The sequence below is a fragment of the Mesorhizobium sp. WSM4871 genome (assembly GCF_055811295.1).
Genome location: NZ_JBVVPU010000005.1, coordinates 279,272 through 297,706, shown reverse-complemented (window position 1 = coordinate 297,706; position 18,435 = coordinate 279,272). Strand labels below are relative to the sequence as shown.

Here is an 18,435-nt window from a genome sequence, read left to right as displayed (position 1 = left end):
CGAAACCCGCCAGACCATGATCATCTCCCGAGATAGACTTCGACGACGCGCTCGTCGGCCGAGACGAAATCGAGGGAGCCTTCGGACAGCACCGAGCCCTCATGCAGGCAAGTGACCTTGACACCCAGCTCGCGCACGAAATGCATGTCATGCTCGACAACGATGACCGAATGGTCGCGCGCGATATCCCTGAGCAGGCGTGCCGTCTCCTCGGTCTCGGCATCGGTCATGCCGGCGACCGGCTCGTCGACCAGCAGCAGCTTTGGGTCCTGCGCCAGGAGCATGCCGATCTCGAGCCATTGCTTCTGTCCATGGCTCAGATTGGCGGCAAGTTCGTCGCGCTTGTCGCCGAGCCGGATGATGCCGAGGATGTCGTCGATCTGCCGCGCCTCGGCCACTGAGCGGCGATGGAACAGCGCCGGGAAGATCGAGCGCGGCCCCTTCAGCGCCAGCATCAGGTTCTCCTCGATCGTGTGGCTTTCGAAGACGGTCGGCTTCTGGAATTTCCGGCCGATGCCCATCATGGCGATCTCGGCCTCGTCATGCTTGGTCAGGTCGACCTGGCCGTCGAAGAAAACCTCGCCCTGGTCGGGCCGCGTCTTGCCGGTGACGATGTCCATCATCGTCGTCTTGCCGGCGCCGTTGGGACCGATGATCGCGCGCATCTCGCCCTTGTCGAGCACCAGCGACAGATTGTTGATGGCGCGAAACCCGTCGAAGGAAACCGAGACGCCGTCGAGATAGAGGATGGTGTTCGACTTCGACATCGCTCTACTCCGCCGGCTGCGGTTCAGGGCCGGAAGCGGACCAGTCGCCCGGCGTCCTCGCTGCGCTGCGAACGATCTTCTCCGGCGGCACGTCAGGATCGGTGCCGGCCTCCTCGGCGATCGAGGCCGCCCGCATAGCCTTGGCGTTGCCACGCCAGGAATCCCACATCCCGATAATGCCCTTGGGCAGGAACAGCGTGACGGCGACGAACAGGCCACCCAGCGCAAACAGCCAGAATTCGGGCAACACGCCGGTGAACCAGGACTTTCCGGCATTGACCAGAAGCGCGCCGATGATTGGCCCGACGATGGTGCCGCGGCCACCAACGGCTGACCACACCACGACCTCGATCGAGTTGGACGGTTCGAACTCGCCCGGATTGATGATGCCGACCTGCGGCACGTAGAGCGCCCCGGCGATACCGGCCATGACAGCCGAAACGGTAAAGGCGAACAGCTTGACGTTCTCCGCCCGCCAGCCGAGGAAGCGCGTGCGGCTTTCGGCGTCGCGCACCGCCATCAACAGCTTGCCGTATTTGGAGCCGACGATCGCCCAGGTGACAAAGACGGCAAGCGCCAGCGTGACGGCGCTCGCCGCAAACAGCGCCGAGCGCGTCGTGTCGGCCTGCACGTTGAAGCCCAGAATATCCTTGAAATCGGTCAGGCCGTTATTGCCGCCAAAACCCATGTCGTTGCGGAAAAAGGCAAGCAGCAGCGCGTAGGTCATCGCCTGGGTGATGATCGACAGATAGACGCCGGTGACGCGGCTGCGAAAGGCGAACCAGCCGAAGACGAAAGCGAGCAGGCCTGGCACCGCAAGCACCATGATTGCGGCGAACCAGAAATGGTCGAAACCGTACCAGAACCATGGCAATTCCTTGTAGTTGAGGAACACCATGAAATCGGGCAGCAGCGGATTGCCGTAGACGCCGCGCGAGCCGATCTGGCGCATCAGATACATGCCCATCGCATAGCCGCCGAGCGCGAAGAAGGCGCCATGGCCGAGCGAGAGGATGCCGCAATAGCCCCAGACCAGATCGAGCGCCAGCGCGAGCAACGCATAGCAGAGGTACTTGCCGGTGAGCGCGACGATATAGGACGGCACGTAGAAGGCGCTTGCCGGCGAGACCGCAAGATTGAGCAGCGGCACGATGATGGCGGCGGCGAGCAGGATGAAGATCGTGATGGCGATGCGGCGGTCGGCGCCGGCGGCGAAGAAGCGTCCCGTGATCATGCTTCCACCGCCCTGCCCTTCAGCGCGAACAGGCCGCGCGGGCGTTTCTGGATGAACAGGATGATGAGCACCAGCACGACGATCTTGCCCAGCACGGCGCCGGCATAGGGTTCGAGGAACTTGTTGACGATGCCGAGCGAGAAGGCGCCGACCAGCGTGCCCCAGAGATTGCCGACGCCGCCGAAGACGACGACCATGAAACTGTCGATGATGTAGCCGCGACCGAGATTGGGCGAGACATTGTCGATCTGGCTGAGCGCGACGCCGGCAATGCCGGCAATGCCGGAACCAAGCGCAAAGGTCAGCGCGTCCACCCACGGCGTCCTGATGCCCATCGAAGCGGCCATGCGGCGGTTGGCGGTGACGGCGCGCATCTGCAGGCCCCAGGGCGTGCGCTTCATCACATAGAGCAACAGCGCAAACACGCAGAGCGAAAAAACCAGGATCCAGAGGCGGTTCCAGGTGATCGCTAGCTGGCCGACATCGAACGAGCCTGACATCCAGGACGGATTGCCGACCTCCTGGTTCGTCGGCCCGAAGATGGTGCGCACCGCCTGCTGCAGGATCAGCGAGACACCCCATGTCGCGAGCAGCGTTTCCAACGGCCGGCCATAGAGGAAGCGGATGACGCCGCGCTCAATGGCAAGGCCGACCAGGGCCGCTACGAGAAAGGCGAGCGGCAGCGCGATGACCAGCGACCAGTCGAACAGGCCGGGAAAGGAATTGCGGATCACCTCCTGGACGACGAAGGTGGTGTAGGCGCCGAGCATGACCATCTCGCCATGTGCCATGTTGATGACACCCATGACGCCGAACGTGATGGCCAAGCCGATAGCGGCAAGCAGCAGCACCGACCCCAGCGAAATGCCGTACCAGATGTTCTGGCCGGCATCCCAGAAGGCGAGCGTCGAATTGATGGTGCCGATTGCCGCAGTCGCCGCGTCCTTGACCGCGCCTTGCGAATTCGCTTCGACCGAGGTCAGCAGCGAGAGCGCATCGCGATCGCCGCGCGCGCCGATCAGGGCGACTGCCGCAAGCTTGTCGGCTTCGGGCTTGTCAGAAACCAGAACCGACGCGGCGCGCGCCTGTTCGAACAGTACCTTGACGTTTGCATCGGTCTCGGCGGCAATCGCTGCGTCGAGCGGCTCGATGTTGGTGGCATCGGGCGTCTTGAACATGGTTACGGCGGCGGCGATGCGCACGGCCGGCTCCTTGGCCCGTAGCGTCAGCGTCCCCAGCGCGTCGCGGATGACGCGGCGCAACGTGTTGTTGACCTTGATCTTGGTGATGTCCGACTTGGCTGCTTCACCCGATTTTTCGCCGCTCAGGGGATCGAGGAGTTCGACGCTGTCGCCGCCCTCCTTGCCGACGAAGACCAGGGAATCGGCTTTGCGAACATAGAGATCGCCTTCCGCGAGCGCTGCAAGCGGGCGTTCCACCAAGGGATCGCCGGTGGCGGCAAGCTCGCGCACCACGGCCTCGGTGGCCGAGAAATTCGCGGTTGTGGCAAATTTCGCGATGATCGCGCGCAGATCGGCTTCGGCAGCGTTTGCCGGCAACAGATTTGCCAGCAGAAACAGCAGCACCAGGCCGAGAGCGCGCAAAAAGATCATCCGTTCAGCTACTCCTGAGGAGTTCGAATTCTGCGTCCGGGCGGACTGGAGGAGGAGTTCGCCCGGACGCTTCGCGGCCTTGGTCGTGGACCTCACGGTCCAGACCGGGCCATGGACCTGACGGTCCAGACCGGCCATGGGCCTAACGGCCCAGAACCGGCCATGGGCCTAACCGGCCCAGACCGGGATCAGTTGGTTCCCTTGCCGCCGCACTTGCCGGTGGCGACGTTGAAGTTGCCGCAGGACAGAGGCGCGCGCCAATCGGAGATCAGGTCCTTGGAGTCAGGCAGATAGTCGGACCATTCATCGCCCATCACGAGACCAGAGGTCTGCGACACCGTCTCGAACTGGCCGTCGGCCTGGATCTCGCCGATCAGCACCGGCTTGGTGATGTGATGGTTCGGCATCATCGTCGAATAGCCGCCGGTCAGGTTCGGCACGGAGACGCCGATCATCGCGTCGATGACCTTGTCCGGATCGGTGGTGCCGGCCTTCTCGACCGCCTTCACCCACATGTTGAAGCCGATATAGTGGGCTTCCATCGGGTCGTTGGTGGTGCGCTTGTCATTCTTGATGAACTTGTGCCAGTCGGCGATGAACTTCTTATTCTCGGGCGTATCGACGCTCTCGAAATAGTTCCAGGCGGCGAGATGGCCGACCAGCGGCGCGGTGTCGAGACCGGCAAGCTCTTCCTCGCCGACCGAGAAGGCCATGACCGGGATGTCCTCGGCCTTGATGCCCTGGTTGCCGAGTTCCTTGTAGAACGGCACGTTCGCGTCGCCATTGACGGTCGAGACGACAGCGGTCTTCTTGCCCGCCGAACCGAATTTCTTGATTGCCGAAACTTCGGTCTGCCAGTCGGAGAAGCCGAATGGCGTGTAATTGACCATAATGTCCTCCGCGGCGACGCCCTTGGCCTTCAGATAGGCCTCGAGAATCTTGTTGGTGGTGCGCGGATAGACGTAGTCGGTGCCTTCAAGCACCCAGCGCTTTACCGAGCCGCCGTCCTCGCTCATCAGATAGTCGACGGCGGGAATGGCCTGCTGGTTCGGCGCGGCACCCGTGTAGAACACGTTGCGCTCGCTCTCCTCGCCCTCATACTGGACGGGGTAGAACAGGATGTTGTCGAGCTCGGAAAATACCGGCAGCACCGATTTGCGTGACACCGAGGTCCAGCAGCCGAACACCGCCGCCACCTTGTCCTTGGAGATCAACTCGCGCGCCTTTTCGGCGAAGAGCGGCCAGTTGGAAGCCGGGTCGACAACGACCGCCTCAAGTTTCTTGCCGAGCAGGCCGCCCTTGGCATTCTGCTCCTCGATGAGCATCAGCATGGCGTCCTTCAGCGTCGTCTCCGAAATCGCCATGGTCCCCGACAGCGAATGGAGAATACCCACCTTGATCGTGTCGTCGGCCGCTTTGGCCGGGACGGACATCAACAGACCCGCCGCGACCACGCCCGCCGAAACCGTTTTCGTTATTGTCGAGAAACTACCCCTCATATTCCACACTCCCAAGCTGGTTGACTGCACCGCACCAATGCAAAGCAACCTCCGTGCCAACTGGCGGCGGACCGTAGAAAAGGCAGGAATTTTCAAACGTTATCAGCTTCTTATAATATTAGCCGGCAATGATGGAGCGGAATCGCTAAAGTTTTGCAGGGAAAAAATTGCGCATCTCTGCCTAGATTTTGCCCAAATGCCTAAAATGCCTACATTTTAGGCTGCATTGCATTTAACTCGCCGAAGGCCAAGCAGATAGACTTCGCAATGATAGGTGCCGTCCGGCATTTTGCCGTCGCTGAAGTCGGCGCGCGCCCCGCCGGTGGCTGCAAGCATAAGCGCGATGCTGAAACATGTTCCTCAACCTCGGCGACATCACCATCAAGGGCAATCGCTATAGCGGCCCGGTCACGTTCGGGATTGCTGAGCAGGGCTATAATTATCAGATGGACGCCAATGGCGTGATCACCTGGCTTGGTCCATTGGGCGGCTATACCACCGGCGGCAACTCGATCTCGCTTACCCAGGCCACTCTGGACGGACAGACCAGCCCGTCCTTCGACATCATCATGCGGCAGCCCGACGGCGCCTTCACCGCTTCGACCTGCACGAAGGGTTGACGCCAAAAAAGCGCGGAACCTTGCCGGTTCCGCGCCAGCAGGCAGTCGGGAGGATGCTGTCGGCTAAATGCTCTTCGCCGACATCTGTCCGGCGATGTACTCGGCTTGGCGGATTGCCAGCGACACGATCGTCAGTGTCGGATTTTCGGCGCCGCCGGTGGTGAACTGGCTGCCGTCCGACACGAACAGGTTCTTGATGTCGTGCGCCTGGCCATGCTTGTTGACGACGCCGTCTTCCGCCTTCTCGCTCATCCGGTTGGTGCCGAGATTGTGGGTCGAGGGATAGGGCGGCGTCGGGAAGGTGCGGGTCGCGCCGACCGCCGCGTAGAGCGCCGAGCCCTGCTTGTAGGCATGGTTGCGCATCGCCGTGTCGTTGGCGTGGTCGTCGAAATGAACATCGGCGATCGGCATGCCGTGATCGTCCTTCATGTCGGCATGCAGCGTGATGCGGTTTTCCGCGCGCGGCATGTCCTCGCCGACGATCCACAGGCCGGCCATGTGGTCGTAGTGGTCAAGCGCCGTGGTGAAGGAGCGGCCCCAGCCGCCGGGATCAAGGAAGGCTGCCATGAAAGGCAGGCCTATCGACAGCGTCTCGAGCTCGTAGCCGCCGACGAAGCCGCGCGACGGATCATGGCGCGCCTCGTCGCGGATGATGCCGGCCATGGTGGTGCCGCGATACATGTGCACCGGCTTGTCGAAGATGGCGTAGACCGAGCCGGTGGTGTGGCGCATGTAGTTCTTACCCACCTGCCCCGACGAATTGGCGAGACCATCGGGGAACTTGCTCGATGCCGAATTGAGCAGCAGACGCGGACTCTCGATCGAATTGCCGGCGACGGCGACGATGCGGGCCTTCTGCTCCTGCAGCTTGCCGTCCTTGTCGGCATAGACGACGCCGGTGACCTTGCCTGACGCATCGTGGTTGATCTTGATAGCCATGGCATTCGGCCTGACCTCGAGATGGCCGGTCGCCTCGCCCTTGGGGATCTCGGCATAGAGCGTCGACCATTTGGCGGCCCATTTGCAGCCCTGGAAGCAGAAACCGGTCTGCTGGCAGGAGTTGCGGTCGTCGCGGTCGACCGAGTTTATCGCCATGTTGCCGGTGTGGCACTCCTTGTAGCCGAGCTTGTCGGCGCCGGCCTTCAGCACCTTGAAGTTGTTGTTCCCCGGCAGCCTCGGCCAATCATTGGTTCCGGTGACGCCCATCTTGGCTTCGGCCTTGGCATAGTAGGGCTCCATCTCGGCCAGCGTGATCGGCCAGTCGAGCAACGTCGCGCCTTCCAGCTTGCCATAGGTCGAGAGCGTCTTGAATTCATGCTCCTGGAAGCGCAGCGAAGCGCCCGCCCAATGCGTGGTCGAGCCGCCAACCGACTTGACGATCCATGCCGGCAAATTGGGAAAGTCCTTCGCCACCCGCCAGTCCCCCGACGTCGTGCGCTTGTCCGTCCAGGCGAGTTGGGCAAAGGAATCCCACTCGTCGTTGATGAAATCCTCATACTCGTGGCGGGCGCCCGCCTCCAGGATGACCACGTCGACGCCCTTCTGGGCGAGTTCGTTGCCGAGCGTGCCGCCGCCGGCGCCCGAGCCGATGATGACGACCACGCCATCGTTCTTGAGATCAAATGGTGCTGCCATGGTTTCCTCCCATGATGTGTGTCTGATGCGGTCAGGGACGAACGAGGCTCAGAGCCACTCGATGTCGTCGAAACCGCGCGCGATATAGCCGCCCTTGGAGTAGGATTCGCCCTCGTAGCCGAAGATCGGCCAGACCTCCTTCTGGTTGTAGAGGCCGACGACCAGCCCGCCGCGGACTGCCTGGAAGAACGGCGTGCCCTCGATCTGCTTGAGCACGGCGACGCGCTGCTCCTCCCAGCCGAGACCGTTGTAGCCGTCCTTGCCCGACTTCAAGTCGAGATCGGCGATACCCTTTTCGATGAGATCCTTGTGGGCGGGATCTTTCCCGGCCTGCTCGTCATGCGCTTTGACGGCGATAGCGTAATATTTGTCGGGCACCTGGTCGTGCGGGTAGATGTCGCGCGCCATCTGGATCAGCGTTGCCATGGTTTGCGGCTTGAGCGCCGATGTTTCAAGGCCCCAGGCATGTTCCGGGCTGATGACGGCGCTGCCTGAAATCACCAGCAATGCGCTTGCCCCGCCGCGTTTCAGCAGCTCGCGGCGCGATAGGCCGGGTTTCCCCTCAAAGCCCAGCTTCCTCTCGTAGATCGTGACCATTTGTTCCTCCCTTGCTTGCTATTTGCACCCGAGGGGTGCCATTGCTGGCGCCGCGCCAGCCGGCGCGGCCGTGATCTCTCCTATTTGAAGCGTCCGCTGCGCTGCAGGACCTCGATCTTATAGCCGTCGGGATCCTCGATGAAGAAAAAGCGGGCAAGCAGCACGCCGTCGCGGTTGAACTCGACGATCTTCTTCGGGGCGAGCCCGAGCGCGCCGAGCCGGTCGTGCTCGCTGTCCAGATCGGCGACCGAAACCGCAAAATGGCCATAGCCGTCGCCGAGCGCATAAGGCTCCTGCCGGCCCTTGTTGACGGTCAGTTCGAGCTCGAACGAAGTATCGGCATTGCTGAGATAAATGAGCGTGAAGCTCTCGAAATCGAGCCGATCGGCAACATCCAGTCCGAAGGCGTTCCGGTAGAAATCGACGGACCGGGCCTCGTCGAGAACCCGGATCATGGTGTGGATTGCCTTCGCCAAATCAGTCTCCGCTGCTGCTTGCCTTGAAGCGATTATGAGCGGCGTTGGGAAAAGGTGGTGGCAGCCGGTTACCACGCACCGCCGTCACCAGCCCGATACCATTCCTGCCAAGGACGAAAGTCCGATTGCCGTTTTCTGTTTTCCAGCTGAAGATGGCCGGGAGGGACCGGCTCTGTTCAAAGGCGCGAATCGCTGCTGATTGCGCCCAAAACCAACAACAATGGGAGGTAACGATGTGCAGGGTTTTTGCCGGACAGGATCCGGAGGGCTACCGCCAGATCAACCGCTCGATCCGCATCGATGGGCACTCGACCAGCATCCAGCTCGAGGCGACCTTCTGGACACTGCTCGACGAGATCGCCGACAGCCAGGGTTTGACGACGCCGAAATTCATCTCGAAGCTCTATGACGAGGCCATCGAGATCAATGGCCAGATTCCGAACTTCGCGTCGATGCTGCGCACCACATGCGCCCTCTATCTGCGCGGGCACCGGCCTGGCATGGAAGAGCAGACGGCGCCGAAACGGGAAGCGGCCTAGCTTTCGGCCGCAACCTCCAGCGCCAGCCGGGCCATATCGGTGAAAAGCGCCTGACGTTCGGAATAGTCCGTTTGCTCGCTGGTCACCACATTATCGACGACGGACAAGATCGACAGAGCCCGGGCGCCGAAATGCGATGCGATGCGGTAGAGCGCGCTGGTTTCCATGTCGACGGCGAGTGCGCCTTCAGCCTGCACCTGGGCGAAGCGGGCGCGCCCCTCGGGATGATAGAATATATCGCTGCAGGCCGTCAGCCCGGCATAATGTTTGATGCCGAGTTCGCCAGCCCTGGCCAGTGCGCGGGCAAGCAGCGCCGGATCGGGACCGGCAGCGGCATCGTAGAGCCCGTAGACCTGGCCACTCCCTGCACTTTCTGCGCGAACCGATTGCGAGATCACCAGGCTGCGCAGCCCGACCTCGGCGGTCAAGGCGCCGCAGGTGCCGGTGCGGATCAGCGTCTTGACGCGATGGAAGTCCAGCAATTCATGGGCGTAGATCAGGAAGGACGAGACACCGATCCCCGTCGTCTGGATGCTGACCGGTCTGCCCTGGAAAAGACCTGTGAACCCGAGGGCGCCCCTGCGGCGGTTGACGCAACGCGGCGCTTCGAGAAAAGTTTCAGCCATCCATTCGGCGCGCTCCGGGTCACCCGGCAACAGCACCGTTTCGGCATAATCGCCCCTAGCAGCCTCGTTGTGCGGCGTCACGGCATCTACCCCAATTCCCCGCCGCGTTGTCGTCGCAATCATGGCAGGCTGGCGTCGATGCGCAAGCGGCGATTGCGAAGCTCCAGTGGCCGGACCTCACTGGTTATGAACGGACGGCTCGTTCTCCGGCACCGCCAGCTGTAAAAGGCCGGACACGGGCGTCTGTGAACTCGATCACATTCAGGCTGCGCGCCTCTGGCAGATCACGCGCCTCGGGTTGTTTTGCCTTGGGTGACATGCCTCAGGATTCAAGCACGTCCTTGACGATCGTGGCCAGTTGCTTGAGCGAAAACGGCTTCGGCAGGAAACCGAAATGCGCGTCCGCCGGCAGGTTTCTGGCGAACGCGTCCTCGGCATAACCGGAAACGAAGACGAATTTGATGTCCGGTTGCCGCTTGCGCAATTCGCCGAGCAGCGTCGGCCCGTCCATTTCCGGCATCACCACGTCGGAAACGACGATGTCGACCTTGCCGCCAAGCGCTTCGAAGACTTCCAGCGCCTCGACGCCCGAGGATGCCTCGTGGACGGTATAGCCACGCGACGTCAGCGCTCGCATGCCGCCCATGCGCACGGCATCCTCGTCCTCGACCAGCAGCACTGTGGCCGAGCCCGACAAATCCTTGGCCGATTCGGCGATCTTGGCAGGTGTTGCCGGCGCCTCGCCGGGCTCGCCTGGCTTTTTCACCTCTGCAATGTGACGCGGCAGGAAGATGCGGAAGACGGATCCCTTGTCGACCTCGGAATCGCAGAAGATAAAGCCGCCCGTCTGCTTGATGATGCCATAGACCATCGACAGGCCAAGCCCGGTGCCCTTGCCCACCTCCTTGGTGGTGAAGAAAGGTTCGAAAATCTTCTTCAGGACATCGGGCGCGATGCCGCTGCCCGTGTCTTCCACTTCGACGACCACATAGTCGGCCGGGGCCAGTTCACGGTAGGAAAAGGTCTTGCTCTCCTCCGCTGTCACGTTCCTGGTGCGCACGGTGAGCTCGCCGCCAGTCGGCATCGCGTCGCGCGCATTGACCGCCAGATTGACCACCACCTGCTCGAATTGCCCGATGTCGACCTTAACCGGCCACAGGTCACGGCCATGATCGACCTTCAGCTTGATGTCGTTGCCGACCAGGCGGGCCAGCAGCATCCTGAGATCGGCAAGCACATCGGTCAGGTTGAGCACTTCCGGCCTGAGCGTCTGCTTGCGCGAGAAGGCCAGCAGTTGCCGCACCAGCGAGGCCGCCCGGTTGGCGTTCTGCTTGATGTTCATGATGTCCGGGAAGGACGGATCCGACGGGCGGTGGTTGGTCAACAAGAGATCCGACGCCATGATGATGGCGGTCAGCACATTGTTGAAGTCGTGCGCGATTCCGCCGGCAAGCTGGCCGACCGCCTGCATCTTCTGGCTTTGCGCCATCTGGCCTTCGAGCGCCTTCTGCTCGGTGGTCTCGACGGCGTAGACGATGGCCGATTCCTCGGCGCCCTCACCGCCTGTGCCGTCGGCAACCGCGTTGACGTAGAAGCGTATGTGCCGCTCCTCGTTGCCGGGCAGCAACGTATCGATAGGCTCGATATCGGCCTGCCGCTGCCTGGCCTTTTCGAATGCAGCAGCAAAGGCGGGCCGGTCGCGCTCATGGACCACCGTATCGAGCCGAACGCGGCGGTCGACGGCATCGCGATCGACGACGGTGGAAAACAGCGACAGGAACGGCGCGTTGGTGCGCAGGATGCGGCCGCTCTGGTCGACGCCCGCGATCGCCATCGGCGTCGAATTGAAAAACCGGGTGAAGCGGATCTCCGAGGCGCGAAGATCGGCGGACGCATCCTCACCCTGGGTCCGGTTGAGCACGATGGTGCGGGTCGGGCCGTTGAGGCCCTCGCGGCTGGCCGAAACGCGATGCATGAAACGCACGGGCAGCGCCTCGCCGGTCATTGTCGTCAGATCGAGATCGATGACTGCGTTGCGCGTGGTGCCGGGATCGGCCTTGACCGAGCGGACCAGCGCCATGCCGTCGCCAGCCACGATCTCGGGAAGCGTCACGGCGCCGGGCGTGAAACTCGTCAGGTCGATGCCCAGCCATTCCGCCAGCGTGGCGTTGATATAGGTGACCCGGCCCTCCTGATCGGCCGAAAAGAAACCGGCCGGCGCATGGTCGAGATGATCGATGGCCTTTTGCAGATCGAGGAAGAAGCGCTCTTGCTCGGCCCGCTCCTGCGAGATGTCGGCGAGTTGCCACGCGAGTAGCGGCAGCCTCTGGCCCGGCACGTTGAAGGCGCGAGCCTGTGCCCGGTACCAGCGCGCGCCGGGCTCAGTGCCGGGGCGAATGGATTGCGCGAGCCGAAACTCGCCGTCGCCGGGCTGGCCATCGCGCAGGCCGGATGCCAGCCTGTATATGGTCACCGAGGCTTCGGGAACATCGGAGAGCAATCCTTCGACTGTCTTGAGATCCGCCGCGGACGCAGCCCCCGTCATGTCGGCATAGGCCCGATTGGCATAGACGACACGGCCTTTGGTGTCGGTGACGAGAAGGCCCTGCGACATTGAATCGACGAAGGCTTTCGACAGCTCGTCGTTTGTCGAACGCGGTGTGATCTGCACAAAACCGATCGCGGTGGCGAACAGAAAGCCGACGCCGATCATTGCCAGCACGCCAAGCATTCCAAGCAGGAAGGGATCGCCAAGACGGTCGCGGAACAGGCCGAAAACGATCGCGGCCCCCGTCAGGACGACGATGAAGACGATGAGCCGGGTAACCGCACCCGGTCGCGTGTTCTGGTCGACGATAGGTACCGGATAGAAATCGCCGCGCGCTTCCTTGACCATGTGCCCCTGCTTGTGAATTCCGGTACTTGCCCCTGCCCGGTTGAATCACATTCTCAATGCCTGGAAAAGGCCTCGGCGGCAAATCCACCCTAAAAATGACGCGTTCGGCGGCTAATCTCTACGGTGCAAAAGTGCGCGGCGGTTTTGCGACAACGGCATGCATGAAAACAAGACTTGATGCGCCTTGCATGAATCCGTTCAAACGCAACGCGCTTTGATGTTTCACGCTGTTCACGATGCGACAAAGGCAACTTGCGGTAGCGTGCCGCAACGGTCTAGTGTCGCGTTTCTTCGAAAGCCGTTTTGGGGGCACCGATGCTGCAGTGGCTGGATAGCGTGGCGGGTCCTGGTTATGCCGCAGCAATCCTGTGGGCGGTTGCCGCGCTTGTCCTCCTGGTCATTGTTTTGCTGGTCATCAAGCTGGTCCGCAGCCTGACCTTCGGAACATTCGTTGCCGGTGGCAGAAACCGCAAGACCCGGCTGGCCGTCATGGACGCTACCGCTGTCGACAGTCACCGCCGGCTGGTTCTGGTGCGCCGCGACGATATAGAGCACCTGCTGCTGATTGGCGGCCCGACCGATGTCGTCGTCGAACGAGACATCAGGCTGGCTGCGCCGCGCCGTCCTGCACTGACCGGGGATAGCGGTGGCCATCAGCCGGCACCGCGGCCACGCCCGCCTCAACCTGCTCCCACGCCCGCCAAGCAGGCACCGCAGCAATCGGCAAGCGCCGCACCAGCGCCTGTCCGCCCCCGTCAGATGGAACCGGCGCCAAGGCCGGCAACACAGCCGTCCCAACCGGCGGCCATCGCTTCGTTGCCCCCACATGGATCTGGAAATGGCAGTGTCGCCCGACACGCGCCGTCGCCGGATAACCAGGCCTCCGTCGACGATACGCTGATGCGGGAGCTTGAGTTCTCACTCGACGATTCGCCCACCAGCAGGACTGCGGGCAAGCCGGCGGCAAAGGCGCCACAGTCTCTCGATGACGAGATGACGAGACTTCTCGGCGAGCTTTCCAGTCAGAAAAAATAGCCAAACAAGAATGGCCGGGGATATCCCGGCCATTGACTGTTCTTGCCCGATGGCGACGCTTCAGTCGTCGCGGTAGACCTTTTCGCGGCGCTCGTGGCGCTCCTGCGCCTCGATTGACAAGGTCGCGATCGGACGAGCATCGAGCCGTTTCAGCGCGATGGGTTCGCCGGTTTCCTCGCAATAGCCGTAAGTACCCTCATCGATGCGCTGGAGTGCGGAATCGATCTTTGAAATAAGTTTTCGCTGGCGATCGCGGGCGCGCAGTTCGATGGCGCGGTCGGTTTCCGACGAGGCGCGATCGGCCAGATCGGGATGGTTGGCGTTTTCCTGCTGCAGGATCTCGAGAGTTTCGCGCGCTTCGCGCAGTATGTCGTTCTTCCAGGTGACGAGCTTCAGGCGAAAGTAGGATTTCTGCCGTTCATTCATAAACGGCTCGTCTTCAGAGGGTACGTAATCGGCGGTAACGATGTCGTTCATTCGACTCACCCAACAACCCCAAATTTGGCGCCTATATATTCGCGGACCGAAGGCTGCACAAGCGCAATCCGCGACAGTTTCACGCAATTGTTAATGTCGGACCGAACGGCATCGGCGACATCCTTCGCATGAAGGGCAAGACCGAATTCGCTTATGATTCGTTAGGTTTGAACGATGCCAGCCATTGTGCGCGAAGCCTTTCTCATAGCTAATCCTGCTATAGTCCTGGCGCCTGCGCCGACATGAACGGGGGTTTGGTGAGCAGACTTTATCTGTTGAGGCATGCGAAAGCCGGATGGGCGCTGCCCGGCGTCCGCGACTTCGATCGCCCGCTCGATGCATCGGGCGTCGCCGACGCCGAAATGATGGGCACCCTCATGCGGATCCGCAACTACACCCCCGATCTTACCCTTTGCTCCAACGCAAAGCGGGCGCGCCAAACGCTGGAAAGCCTAGCCGGACATACCGATACCGGCCGGGTGCTGTTCCTCGACACGCTCTACAGCGAGGACGCCGCCGCCTATCTGGCCGCCGTCCGCGACAATGGGGGGCCAGGTTCGGGTGGGCCGGACTCCCTGCTCGTCATCGGCCACAACCCGATGACGGAGGATCTCGCACTGGCACTTTCGGGCGACGGCGACGAGGCGGCACGGGGGTTGCTGAACCATGGTTTCCCAACGTCCGGCCTGGCGGTGGTCCGTTTTCCAGGCAAGCTTGCCCATGCAGCTCAAGGTGCAGGCTATCTCGAAGCCTTTATGACGCCGGCCGAGCCCTGACGCCATTTCAAACCTGCGATGCAAGGCCTATATCGGAGGCCACGGGAGTCCAAGAGAGCAGATTTGGCATCATCGCTGACCACTTTCACCGACGAGGCGAGGATTGCCCTGGATACGCTGTCGGGGCGCGCCGCCGGGCTTTTTTCACCGTCGCTGCGCCTTGGCGTGACCGGACTGTCGCGCGCGGGCAAGACGGTGTTCATCTCGGCTCTCGTCCACAACCTGATCCATGGCGGGCGCCTGCCCCTGTTCGAGGCGCAGAAATCCGGACGAATAGCCCGGGCTTTCTTGGAAGAGCAGCCTGACGCCGCCGTACCACGCTTCCAGTACGAGGATCACGTCGCCGCCTTGGTCAATGACCGCCTGTGGCCGGATTCGACGCGCGCCATTTCCGAGCTCAGGCTGACCATCGAATATGAATCGGCCTCCGGCTGGAGCCGCATGTTTTCATCAGGCAGATTGTCGGTCGATATCGTCGATTATCCCGGCGAGTGGCTGCTCGACCTGCCGCTGCTCGGCAAATCCTACGCCGATTTCTCACGCGAAGCCTTCGAGATGGCCGTGTTGCCGGTGCGCGTGGAACTTTCGCAGGAATGGCGGGCACTCTCCGCCGCCGTCGACCCCGACGCGGACGCCGACGAGATGACGGCGCGCCGCCTCGCCGAAAGCTTCGCTGCCTACCTCAAGGCATGCAAGCTCGATGAACGGGCGCTTTCGACCTTGCCGCCCGGCCGCTTCCTCATGCCCGGCGACCTTGAGGGCTCGCCGGCGCTGACATTCGCGCCGTTGCCGGCCTTAAGCGACCGGCGGGCGCGTTCCGGCTCGCTGCAGGCGATGATGGAGCGGCGCTACGAGGCCTACAAGACGCATGTCGTCAAACCGTTCTTCCGCGAACACATCGCCCGCCTCGACCGTCAGATCGTCCTGATCGACGCCTTGCAGGCCCTGAACGCCGGTCCAGGCGCGATGGCCGATCTGGAGCGCGCGGTGACCGAGATCCTCGCCTGTTTCCGTCCTGGCCGGGGCAATTTCCTGACAGATTTTTTTTCAAGGCGCATCGACCGCATCCTGGTGGCGGCGACGAAGGCCGACCATCTGCATCATGAAAGCCACGACCGACTGCAGGCAATCGTGCGGCGGCTCGCCGACCGCGCCGTAGCGCGGGCGAATTTCACCGGCGCCGATGTCGATGTGGTCGCCATGGCGGCCGTGCGCGCGACGCGCGAAGGCACGGTCAAGCAAGGCCGCGAAACGCTGCCGGTCATTATCGGTACGCCGCTGAAAGGCGAGAAAATCAACGGTGAAACATTTGACGGAAAAACAGAAACAGCCATATTTCCCGGAGACTTACCGAAGAAAGCTGATGCTGTTTTCGATATCTCCGGGCCAGACCATCGGCAGAACAGTGACGACCCTGCGATTCGCTTCGTACGCTTTCGCCCGCCAAAACTCGAACGCACCGCCGAAGGCGTCACGCTGTCGCTGCCGCATATCAGGCTCGACCGCGCCGTGCAGTTCCTGATCGGAGATCATTTGGCATGACCGCGCCGCGCAAGCCGGCGGCATTCCGCATCGAGCCGGAAGCTCCGCCAATCCAGGAAGTACCGGGCCAGGAAGCACCGGGCCAGGAAGCACAGGAAGGTCGCCGCTCCGACACACAGGCTGTGCGAAAACCCCGCGCGGTAAAGGCCGATGTCGCGGTCGTCGTGCCGGCCGAGATCGACGTCTTCGACGAACCCGACATCGTCGCCGCGGAACCACCGCCGGCAATCGCGCCGCGCAAGCGTTCGTTGCTCGGCAGCATATTCTTCGGCGCCATCGGCGTTCTGGTTTCTCTGGCCGTCGGTCTGTGGACTGACCAGCTGATTCGCGACCTGTTCCAGCGTGCGCAATGGCTGGGATGGCTGGCCGCCGGCATGGCCGCCATCGCGGTTTTGGCCCTGTTGGTCATTCTCGTCCGCGAATTCCTGGCGATCTCCCGTCTCGCTGAGGTCGAAAAGCTGCAGAAACGAGCGCTCGACGCCATCGCCCGCGACGACCCCAAGGCCGCGCGCGCCGTAGTCGACGAACTCTCCGCCTTTGTCGCGGCCAAACCCGAAACCGCGGCCGGCAGGCGCGCACTGGCCGAGCTGCGCGGCGAGATCATCGATGGCGGCAATCTGGTGCGCCTGGCCGAGGCTGAAATCCTCGGGCCGCTCGATGCGCGCGCCAAGGCAATGATCCTCGATGCGGCAAAGCGGGTGTCATTGGTGACGGCCGTCAGCCCGCGTGCGCTGTTCGATGTCGCCTATGTCGTGTTCGAAGCCGGCAGATTGATTCGCCGCCTGTCCGAGCTCTACGGTGGCCGGCCGGGCACGCTCGGGTTCTTTCGATTGGCGCGCAGCGTTCTTGCCCATCTGGCGGTCACCGGCTCGATTGCCGTCGGCGATAGCTTCGTGCAGCAGATCATTGGCCATGGCCTTGCCGCGCGGCTCTCGGCGAAACTTGGCGAAGGCGTCGTCAACGGCATGATGACGGCGCGCATCGGCATCGCGGCGATGGAGACGGCAAGACCCCTCCCCTTCAGCGCCGCGGGGCGGCCGGGATTGGGCGATTTCCTGTCCGCGCTGACATCGTTTGCAACGAAGAAAGAAAGTGAAACGACCCCCGACAAGTGAAGAACCGCGTATCCTTCGGGCGTTCCAGGGGCAGTTGTAGTGCTTTGATCCTTGCGCGTGACCCCCGTTGAAATCGATTCCGGTTTTCGGGGGATATGCCGCTTGTCTACCTGCATTTGCACGATGCCAATTGGTTCGACCTGGCCCGCAATAAGGCTTAAGCGGTCACCAAGCATTAACCAATCTTGTTCATGGTCGGGTGGGTTCCAAACTGATCTCTTTGTTGCCGGGTGTCGTCGATGAAAAGCGCAATTCTGTCCAGCGTCCTGCCCATGGCCGTCGCGCTGGCCGCAACCGCCGGCCTGGCCGGGAAAGCCCTTGGAGCAGAGCCGGACAAGCAGTTCTTCCGATCGGTCGAAGGCAAATGGGTCGGCCCGGGAGAAATCGTCGCCGGCAAATACAAAGGCACCAAATTCACCTGCAGTTTCACCGGCTCGACGCCTGACGGCAAGGTCGGCATGTCGCTCGACGGCGGCTGCCGCGTCGGCGTGTTCACCCAGCAGATGTCGGCCACCGTGCAGCACAAGGGCCGCCAAGGCTACAAGGGCAGCTTCATGGGTGGCGCCGCCGGCTCCGGCCTCGACATCATCGGCGGCAACGTGGTTGACCCGCACAAAGTCGTCTTCACCATCAACCGCAACCAGTTGCGCGGCGTCATGCAGGCTCTCGTGCCCGACGACAATTCGATGACGGTGACGGTCGCGGTACGCGTCGACGAGCAACTGGTGCCGGTCATCGGCATGAAGCTGAAGCGGATCGATGCTGTCGAAGTCGGATCGATAGCGCCGAACTGAACGCCGTCGCGGGCAACAATGCCGATCCTCCAGAGCAGTACTTAGCAGGCGCAACAAGAAGGTCGCGCAACCTTGTGTGACGTGCCGGCAACATGCGTCGCTCCACGTTCCGAATTGGCACTGTTCGATCTCTCCCGAAGCCCCTATCTTGGCCGCTCGATTGCCCAACGAAGGCGATCCCTAGAGAAAGAGCG

16 protein-coding genes and 1 pseudogene are annotated in these 18,435 nt (G+C 62.3%); 7 read left to right on the top strand and 10 right to left on the bottom strand.

Translation table 11 applies throughout. The features are described from left to right. Positions 1 to 20 precede the first annotated feature (20 nt). The 4 genes from urtD to urtA form a co-directional block, all read right to left on the bottom strand. A complete protein-coding gene (urtD, locus tag AC0L2H_RS13160; protein ID WP_107647907.1) occupies positions 21 to 767 on the bottom strand; it encodes an urea ABC transporter ATP-binding protein UrtD in 747 nt (248 codons plus the stop codon). Between the two features lie 4 nt (positions 768 to 771). Further along, on the bottom strand, positions 772 to 2,001 hold the full coding sequence (gene urtC, locus AC0L2H_RS13155; RefSeq protein WP_473590620.1) for an urea ABC transporter permease subunit UrtC: 1,230 nt from the start codon (positions 1,999 to 2,001) through the stop codon (positions 772 to 774). Further along, entirely contained in the window at positions 1,998 to 3,614 is a 1,617-nt protein-coding gene (urtB, locus tag AC0L2H_RS13150) for an urea ABC transporter permease subunit UrtB (RefSeq protein ID WP_473590619.1), read from the bottom strand. The genes urtC and urtB overlap by 4 nt, the downstream gene beginning before the upstream one ends. A gap of 188 nt (positions 3,615 to 3,802) precedes the next feature. Continuing rightward, positions 3,803 to 5,047: an urea ABC transporter substrate-binding protein gene (gene urtA / locus AC0L2H_RS13145; protein WP_473590618.1), complete on the bottom strand. Its 1,245-nt coding sequence runs from the start codon at positions 5,045 to 5,047 to the stop codon at positions 3,803 to 3,805. 419 nt (positions 5,048 to 5,466) lie between these two features. On the opposite strand from urtA, the pseudogene AC0L2H_RS13140 reads away from it, so the two are divergent. Next, positions 5,467 to 5,733: pseudogene (locus AC0L2H_RS13140) on the top strand (hypothetical protein); the annotation flags it as partial. A gap of 63 nt (positions 5,734 to 5,796) precedes the next feature. On the opposite strand, the gene AC0L2H_RS13135 reads toward AC0L2H_RS13140, so the two are convergent. The 3 genes from AC0L2H_RS13135 to AC0L2H_RS13125 form a co-directional block, all read right to left on the bottom strand. Then, positions 5,797 to 7,368: a GMC family oxidoreductase gene (locus AC0L2H_RS13135; protein ID WP_473590617.1), complete on the bottom strand. Its 1,572-nt coding sequence runs from the start codon at positions 7,366 to 7,368 to the stop codon at positions 5,797 to 5,799. Between the two features lie 48 nt (positions 7,369 to 7,416). Then, entirely contained in the window at positions 7,417 to 7,965 is a 549-nt protein-coding gene (locus AC0L2H_RS13130; protein ID WP_473590616.1) for a gluconate 2-dehydrogenase subunit 3 family protein, read from the bottom strand. 80 nt (positions 7,966 to 8,045) lie between these two features. Then, positions 8,046 to 8,441, bottom strand: coding sequence for a VOC family protein (locus tag AC0L2H_RS13125; RefSeq protein ID WP_473590615.1), 396 nt, complete (start codon positions 8,439 to 8,441; stop codon positions 8,046 to 8,048). Positions 8,442 to 8,674: 233 nt separating this feature from the next. Here AC0L2H_RS13125 and AC0L2H_RS13120 point away from each other — a divergent pair, with 233 nt between their 5' ends. Beyond that, a complete protein-coding gene (locus AC0L2H_RS13120) occupies positions 8,675 to 8,980 on the top strand; it encodes a ribbon-helix-helix domain-containing protein (RefSeq protein WP_097573801.1) in 306 nt (101 codons plus the stop codon). On the opposite strand, the gene AC0L2H_RS13115 is transcribed toward AC0L2H_RS13120, so the two are convergent. Both AC0L2H_RS13115 and cckA read right to left on the bottom strand, forming a co-directional pair. Further along, positions 8,977 to 9,687: a purine-nucleoside phosphorylase gene (locus AC0L2H_RS13115; RefSeq protein ID WP_473590614.1), complete on the bottom strand. Its 711-nt coding sequence runs from the start codon at positions 9,685 to 9,687 to the stop codon at positions 8,977 to 8,979. The genes AC0L2H_RS13120 and AC0L2H_RS13115 overlap by 4 nt on opposite strands. A 241-nt stretch (positions 9,688 to 9,928) precedes the next feature. Then, positions 9,929 to 12,502 (bottom strand): cell cycle histidine kinase CckA, encoded by a 2,574-nt coding sequence (gene cckA, locus AC0L2H_RS13110; RefSeq protein ID WP_473590613.1) that lies wholly within the window; start codon positions 12,500 to 12,502, stop codon positions 9,929 to 9,931. A 315-nt stretch (positions 12,503 to 12,817) separates the two neighbouring features. Here cckA and AC0L2H_RS13105 point away from each other — a divergent pair, with 315 nt between their 5' ends. Further along, positions 12,818 to 13,537, top strand: a complete 720-nt coding sequence (locus tag AC0L2H_RS13105) for a hypothetical protein (RefSeq protein ID WP_473590612.1) — start codon at positions 12,818 to 12,820, stop codon at positions 13,535 to 13,537. A gap of 60 nt (positions 13,538 to 13,597) precedes the next feature. Here AC0L2H_RS13105 and dksA read toward each other — a convergent pair whose 3' ends face one another. After that, positions 13,598 to 14,014 (bottom strand): RNA polymerase-binding protein DksA, encoded by a 417-nt coding sequence (gene dksA / locus AC0L2H_RS13100; protein ID WP_006202025.1) that lies wholly within the window; start codon positions 14,012 to 14,014, stop codon positions 13,598 to 13,600. A 257-nt stretch (positions 14,015 to 14,271) separates the two neighbouring features. On the opposite strand from dksA, the gene AC0L2H_RS13095 reads away from it, so the two are divergent. The 4 genes from AC0L2H_RS13095 to AC0L2H_RS13080 all read left to right on the top strand — a co-directional run bounded on the left by AC0L2H_RS13095 (position 14,272) and on the right by AC0L2H_RS13080 (position 18,241). Beyond that, positions 14,272 to 14,790 carry a SixA phosphatase family protein gene (locus tag AC0L2H_RS13095; RefSeq protein ID WP_473590611.1) on the top strand — a complete coding sequence of 173 codons (519 nt, stop codon included), beginning with the start codon at positions 14,272 to 14,274 and terminating at the stop codon, positions 14,788 to 14,790. A 63-nt stretch (positions 14,791 to 14,853) separates the two neighbouring features. Further along, positions 14,854 to 16,332, top strand: a complete 1,479-nt coding sequence (locus tag AC0L2H_RS13090) for a YcjX family GTP-binding protein (protein WP_473590610.1) — start codon at positions 14,854 to 14,856, stop codon at positions 16,330 to 16,332. Further along, positions 16,329 to 17,447, top strand: a complete 1,119-nt coding sequence (locus AC0L2H_RS13085) for a YcjF family protein (RefSeq protein WP_473590609.1) — start codon at positions 16,329 to 16,331, stop codon at positions 17,445 to 17,447. The genes AC0L2H_RS13090 and AC0L2H_RS13085 overlap by 4 nt, the downstream gene beginning before the upstream one ends. 239 nt (positions 17,448 to 17,686) lie before the next feature. Beyond that, entirely contained in the window at positions 17,687 to 18,241 is a 555-nt protein-coding gene (locus AC0L2H_RS13080; protein WP_107647936.1) for a hypothetical protein, read from the top strand. Positions 18,242 to 18,435: the final 194 nt, after the last annotated feature.